The following is a 5,673-nucleotide window of genomic DNA, read 5'->3' on the forward strand; positions in this document are numbered from 1 at the left end:
GCGAGCGCCCACCTCCACCGCCCGCACCCCCCCCCCCCCCCCCCCCCCCCCCACCCCCCCCCCCCGCCCCCCCCCCCCCCCCCCCCCCGGCGCTGAGCCCCGCCGTCCGGTGCAGCGCGACGAGGTCATCTCGGCTGGCGCCGCGGCGTGCTCCGTCCTCGACGGCGACATCGTCGCCACCGGCGGGTCCGTCGGCGTCGGGTTCGCCGAAGAGCCGCCGCTCGCGCTGGAACGGCGGTTCGAGGCCACCGGCTCGCCGCGGGACCTCACCCTGGTCTACGCGGCGGGCCGGTCCAGGCGGCGGGCCACGGCGACGACGGCACGCTCAGGCTGAGCCACGTCCGTGCCAACGGCGTGGTGCGCCGGGTCATCAGCGCGCACTGGGCCTCCCGAGCCTTGTGCTCGCTCTCGACGAGCCGCATCGAGGCGTACTGCTGGTCGCAGGGCGTGATCAGCCGTCTGTTCCGGGACATCGCTGGCGGGCCACCCCGGGGAGACCTGACCAGGACGAGACGGTGATCACCGGGAGGCGCCGGCCATCCCGCGTCCGAGAAGAGGACCCCCTGCCCCACCGCTCGCAGGCTCGCGGCGGGACCCCGCAGGCGGCCCCTGGCGTTCCTGGCGTCAGTCGGGGACGTTGCCCGGGCGCACGATGCCGTCGTCGCGCTGGGCGTCGTCGTCGGTGGTGAGGGTGGTGTCCTGCTCGCCGCCGTCCGCGCGGTCCTCGCCGGGGACGCCGTCGACCATGTTCGAGTTCGTGGGACCGTTCGTGGTGTCGGGGGACTCGCGGTAGCCGGTGTGCTCGGTCTCGCTCATCAGATGTCCCTGCCTCCTGCTCGCTGGGTCGGGTTCGGGACCTCGCCGGACGGCCCGTCGGTCCGGGCGCGGGCGACGTCGCTGTCCGCGCGGGCCGGCAGGTCGTCGCCTGCCGCGGCGTCCCGCTCGAGCGCGTCGTCGCGGGTCAGCGGCACGTCCTCGAACGAGGACCCGGTGTCGCTGTTGTCACCGGTGCCCGACGCGGTGGGGATGTCCTGCTGGATCCGGTCGCTTCCCTGCGGATCGGTCACGGGAGCCTCCTGGGGACCTCGTCGTCCCCCGGCCCATGCCCGGTGGCCCGACCCTGAAACCGCCGACGGCCGTCGGTGGTGAGGGACCGGAACGGCCACCCTCCCCGGGCCCGCGGCGAGCCTGCGAGGCGTGGGGAGGAGCGTGGCCCTCCCTCAGAAGGCCGCCTCGTCGACCTCCATCAGCGCGTTGTCGGTGTGCTCGACGACGACCCGCTCCGAGGCCAGCCGCGGCAGCACCTGGGTGCAGAAGAAGCGGGTGGCGGCGAGCTTGCCCTCGTAGAAGTGCCGGTCCCGCTCGCCGACCTCGCCGGCCAGCGCGGCGAGCGCGACCTCGGACTGGCGCACCAGCAGCCACCCGGTGACCAGGTCGCCGACTGCCAGGAGCAGCCGGGAGGTGTTCTGGCCGACCTTGTACAGGTTCGCCGGGTCCTGCTGGGCGGCGGTGAGGTGCCCGAACACCGCCGTCAGCATGGCCTGCACCTCGCCCAGGGCGGTGGCCAGCAGGGCCCGCTCCTCCTTGAGCCGGCCGTTGCCGGCCTCGGCCTCGACCGTGGCCTGGATCTGCGTGGCCAGCCAGGTCAGCGCGACCCCGCCGTCCTTCACGACCTTGCGGAAGAAGAAGTCCTGGCCCTGGATCGCCGTGGTGCCCTCGTAGAGCGTGTCGATCTTGGAGTCGCGGATGTACTGCTCGATCGGGTGGTCCTGCAGGTAACCCGAGCCGCCGAGGGTCTGCAGCGACTCGCTGGTGAGCAGCTGGGTGGCGCGCTCGGAGCCGAAGCCCTTCACGATCGGCAGCAGCAGGTCGTTGACGCGGGCGGCCAGCCGGGCGGCCTCGGCGTCGCCGTCGGCCTCGGCCTGCAGCGCCCGGTCGCGGCAGCTCGCGGTGTACAGGTACAGCGCGCGCATGCCCTCGACGTAGGCCTTCTGCAGCATCAGCGAGCGGCGCACGTCCGGGTGGTGGGTGATGGTCACCCGGGGCGCGTCCTTGCTGGTGGCGGTCAGGTCGGCGCCCTGCACGCGGCTCTTCGCGTAGTCCAGCGCGACCTGGTAGCCCGCCGACAGGGTGGCGATCGCCTTGGTGCCGACGAACATCCGCGCGTACTCGATGATCCGGAACATCTGCGCGATGCCGTCGTGCACGTCGCCGACCAGCCAGCCCCGCGCCGGCACCGGGCCGTCGCCGAAGGTCACCTCGCAGGTCGTGGAGACCTTCAGGCCCATCTTCTTCTCGACGTTGGTGACGTACACGCCGTTGCGCTCGCCGAGCTCGCCGGTCTCGAGGTCGACGTGGAACTTGGGGACGACGAACAGCGACAGGCCCTTGGTGCCCGGCCCCGCGCCCTCGGGCCGGGCCAGCACCAGGTGGACGATGTTGTCGGCCAGGTCGTGCTCGGCCGAGGTGATGAACCGCTTCACGCCACTGATGTGCCAGGAGCCGTCGGGCTGCGGGACGGCCCTGGTCCGGCCGGCGCCCACGTCGGAGCCGGCGTCGGGCTCGGTGAGCACCATGGTGGCGCCCCAGCGCTTCTCGACCACCAGCTCGGCCAGACGCTTCTGGTCGGGTGTGCCGAGCTCGTACAGCGTCGCGCCGAACGTCGGGCCCGAGCCGTACATGAAGACGGCGGGGTTGGCGCCCAGGATCATCTCGTAGGCCGCCCACCGCAGCGCCACGGGAGCGCCGAAGCCGCCGAGCTCGTCGGGCAGGTCCAGGCGGAACCACTCGCCGTCCTGCAGCGCCCGGAAGGACCGCCGGAAGCTCTCGGGCAGCGTCACCGAGTGCGTGGCGGGGTCGAACACCGGCGGGTTGCGGTCGGCGTCCTCGAAGGAGGCGGCCAGCGGGCCCTCCGCGAGCCGGCGGATCTCGGCGAGCACGCCGCGCGCGGTCTCGGCGTCCATCTGCTCGAACGGGCCGGTGCCGAAGCGGTCCCGGGTGTCCAGGAACTCGAAGAGGTTGAACTCGAGGTCCCGCAGGTCAGCGGTGTAGTGGCTCATGACGGATGGCTCCCGTGCTCCCGTGCCGGCGTGTTCGTACTCGGGGGTAACAAACGGTATTACCGGCCGGTAACCGGAGCAAGATCCCGCGCCGGACCATCCCTCGGGGGGGAGGGCCGGGAACGCCGACGGGCCCGGGACCAGCGCGGTCCCGGGCCCGTCGGCAGGGCGGCAGCGGTGCGGGGTCAGCGGTTGCGGCGGCGGGCGCGGGTCACCAGGCCGGCCAGCCAGACCAGCAGTCCGCCGAGCGCGGCGGCGATGAGCAGGGCCACCACGAGCGGGGCCACGACGTTGCCGAACACCAGGCTGATCTCGACGGTCTGGGTGTTGAAGACGACGAACAGCACGAGGATGACGGTCACGAAGACCAGCAGCGCGAGCGCGAGGGTGCGGCTGATCGTCCGGCCCGCGGTGCGTGCCGCCGACGTCGTCCGGCCGGTCGCAGCGGGCGCCTGGCCGGAGGTCGCAGCGGGCCCGGCCGCCGGGCCGGGTGAGCCGCCCAGTGAGCCGCCGGGGGTCGTCGGGCCGGTGCTGCCCAGGGGCGGGTGGCTGGGGTCGGAGCCGGGAGCGGTCACGTGTCGAGTGTGCTGGTCACGGCCGGTTCGCGCACCGTCAGCGGTGCGCGTCGGGCTCGCTCTCGGCGGACGGGTAGCTCGGGCCGGCGAGGCCGCTGGCCGGGCCCTCGTCGCGGCCGCCCTGCGACTCCGGGTCGGCCGGCGGGGCCACCTCGCCGCCCAGGGGCTGGACGTCGCGCTCGTCGTCGGGCATCGGCATGGTCACGCCCCGAGTCTGCGACGGCGGCGCTCCGGCCGCGACCGGGCTCCGCCTGCCGGGGTCCTGGTTGCCTCCCGGGGGACGGCGTGCCCAGACTGCGGCGCACCGCACCCGCCCGACCCCAGGAGCTGCCCGTGACGCCCACCCCCCGCTCGTTCTCCGCCGAGGCGACCGCGCACGCGGCCCGCGCCGCCCGACTGGAGCTCGCCGCCGAGCGGCACGAGGAGGTCGGCGCCTTCCTCGCGCAGATGTACGCCCTCATCGACCGGCTCGACGACGTCCCGCTCGGGGACACCCCGCCGGCGACCGCCTTCGACGCCCGATGGGAGGCCTGACCCGTGGAGCCCTTCGAGCTGGACCTGACCACCGCGGCCGGGGAGATCGCGGCCGGCCGGCTCTCCCCGGTCGAGCTCACCGACTCCGTGCTGGCCCGCATCGAGGCCACCGAGCCGGCGATCACCGCGTTCGCCCACGTCTGCGTCGACCTCGCCCGTGAGCAGGCGCGCGCGGCCGAGGAGGAGATCGCCGGGGGGCACCACCGCGGGCCACTGCACGGCATCCCCCTGGGCGTGAAGGACCTGTACGACACCGCCGGCGTGCCGACGACGTCCAGCTCCCGGGTGCGCGCGGAGCACGTCCCCGACACCGACGCGGTCGCCGTCGAGCGGTTGCTCGCCGCCGGGATGGTCATGGTGGGCAAGACCCACACCCACGAGTTCGCCTACGGGGGACGCACGCACACGACGCGGAACCCGTGGGATCCCACCCGCATCCCCGGCGGCTCCAGCGGCGGCTCGGGTGCCGCCGTCGCCGCGGGCTCCTGCCTGGTCGGCCTGGGCACCGACACCGTCGGGTCCATCCGCATCCCGGCCAACCTCTGCGGCACCGTGGGGCTCAAGCCCACCTACGGGCGGACGTCGCGGCGCGGGGTCGCCTCCCTGTCGTGGTCCCTGGACCACGTCGGCCCGCTGACCCGCACCGTGCGCGACTGCGCCCACGTGCTCGACGCCATCGCCGGCCACGACCCGCTGGACCCGGCCTCGGTCGACGTGCCGGTCCCGGGTTACGCGGCCGGCACCACCGGCGACGTGCGCGGGCTGCGGGTCGGCGTCCCCACGAACTACTTCTTCGACCACGTCACCGAGGACGTCGAGGCGTCGGTGCGGACGGCGGTGGGCGTGCTGGAGGGCCTGGGGGCGGAGCTCCGCGAGGTGACCATCCCCTACCCCGACCAGGTCCTCGGCGCGGAGTGGGCGATCGTCATGCCCGAGGCGGCGGCCTACCACCAGGAGTCCCTGCGGGCCGGCGCCGACCTGTACCGCCCCGAGACGCGCCTGCAGCTGGAGGCCGGCGAGCTCATCCTGGCGACCGACTACATCAAGGCCCTGCGGGTGCGCACGCTCATGAAGCGCGCCTGGGCGCAGCTGTTCGCCGACGTCGACGTCGTCGTCGCCCCGGTGCAGCCGTTCCCCGCGCCCGTGGTCGACCAGATGGACGTGACCTGGCCCGACGGCACGACCGAGGCGGTGGACCTGGCGATGGTGCGGCTCACCGCGCCGGCGAACCTGACCGGCCTGCCGGCCCTCGCGGTGCCCACCGGCTTCGACCCGGCCGGCCTGCCACTGGGCATGCAGCTGATCGGCCGGCCGTTCGACGAGGCCACGCTGCTCGACGCCGGCGCCGCCTACGAGGCCGCCACCGACGTCGTCGGTCGCATCGCGATGACATCGTCGGCCTACCGGCCGACACCGCGGCCAGGTGCCGTCCCCGACCCGCGCTGAGCCCCCTCCGGCCCTCGTCGCGGGGGGGGGCGGGGGGGGCCCCCAGCGCCCCGCACCCC

At 74.6% G+C, this 5,673-nt stretch carries 8 protein-coding genes; 3 read left to right on the forward strand and 5 right to left on the reverse strand.

Annotation, left to right across the window (positions count from 1 at the left end; translation table 11 throughout):
* Positions 1–109 precede the first annotated feature (109 nt).
* Positions 110–334 carry a hypothetical protein gene (locus ACI79I_RS24210; protein WP_456995101.1) on the forward strand — a complete coding sequence of 75 codons (225 nt, stop codon included), beginning with the start codon at positions 110–112 and terminating at the stop codon, positions 332–334.
* A gap of 290 nt (positions 335–624) precedes the next feature.
* Here the strand turns inward: ACI79I_RS24210 and ACI79I_RS24215 are convergent, their stop codons facing one another.
* The 5 genes from ACI79I_RS24215 to ACI79I_RS24235 all read right to left on the reverse strand — a co-directional run bounded on the left by ACI79I_RS24215 (position 625) and on the right by ACI79I_RS24235 (position 3,839).
* Positions 625–816, reverse strand: coding sequence for a hypothetical protein (locus ACI79I_RS24215; RefSeq protein WP_456995103.1), 192 nt, complete (start codon positions 814–816; stop codon positions 625–627).
* A complete protein-coding gene (locus ACI79I_RS24220) occupies positions 816–1,067 on the reverse strand; it encodes a hypothetical protein (protein ID WP_456947348.1) in 252 nt (83 codons plus the stop codon). The genes ACI79I_RS24215 and ACI79I_RS24220 overlap by 1 nt, the downstream gene beginning before the upstream one ends.
* Positions 1,068–1,220: 153 nt before the next feature.
* Entirely contained in the window at positions 1,221–3,059 is a 1,839-nt protein-coding gene (locus tag ACI79I_RS24225; RefSeq protein WP_456995105.1) for an acyl-CoA dehydrogenase, read from the reverse strand.
* 185 nt (positions 3,060–3,244) lie between these two features.
* The gene (locus ACI79I_RS24230; protein WP_456995107.1) at positions 3,245–3,634 is read right to left on the reverse strand and encodes a LapA family protein; all 390 of its coding nucleotides are present in this window, start codon (positions 3,632–3,634) and stop codon (positions 3,245–3,247) included.
* A gap of 37 nt (positions 3,635–3,671) precedes the next feature.
* Positions 3,672–3,839: a hypothetical protein gene (locus ACI79I_RS24235; RefSeq protein ID WP_456995113.1), complete on the reverse strand. Its 168-nt coding sequence runs from the start codon at positions 3,837–3,839 to the stop codon at positions 3,672–3,674.
* 128 nt (positions 3,840–3,967) lie between these two features.
* Between ACI79I_RS24235 and ACI79I_RS24240 the strand changes: the two genes are divergently transcribed.
* Positions 3,968–4,168, forward strand: coding sequence for a hypothetical protein (locus ACI79I_RS24240; protein WP_456995109.1), 201 nt, complete (start codon positions 3,968–3,970; stop codon positions 4,166–4,168).
* A gap of 3 nt (positions 4,169–4,171) precedes the next feature.
* The gene (locus ACI79I_RS24245) at positions 4,172–5,614 is read left to right on the forward strand and encodes an amidase (RefSeq protein WP_456995111.1); all 1,443 of its coding nucleotides are present in this window, start codon (positions 4,172–4,174) and stop codon (positions 5,612–5,614) included.
* The last annotated feature ends 59 nt before the right edge of the window (positions 5,615–5,673 follow it).

This window comes from Geodermatophilus sp. SYSU D01105 (assembly GCF_054050095.1).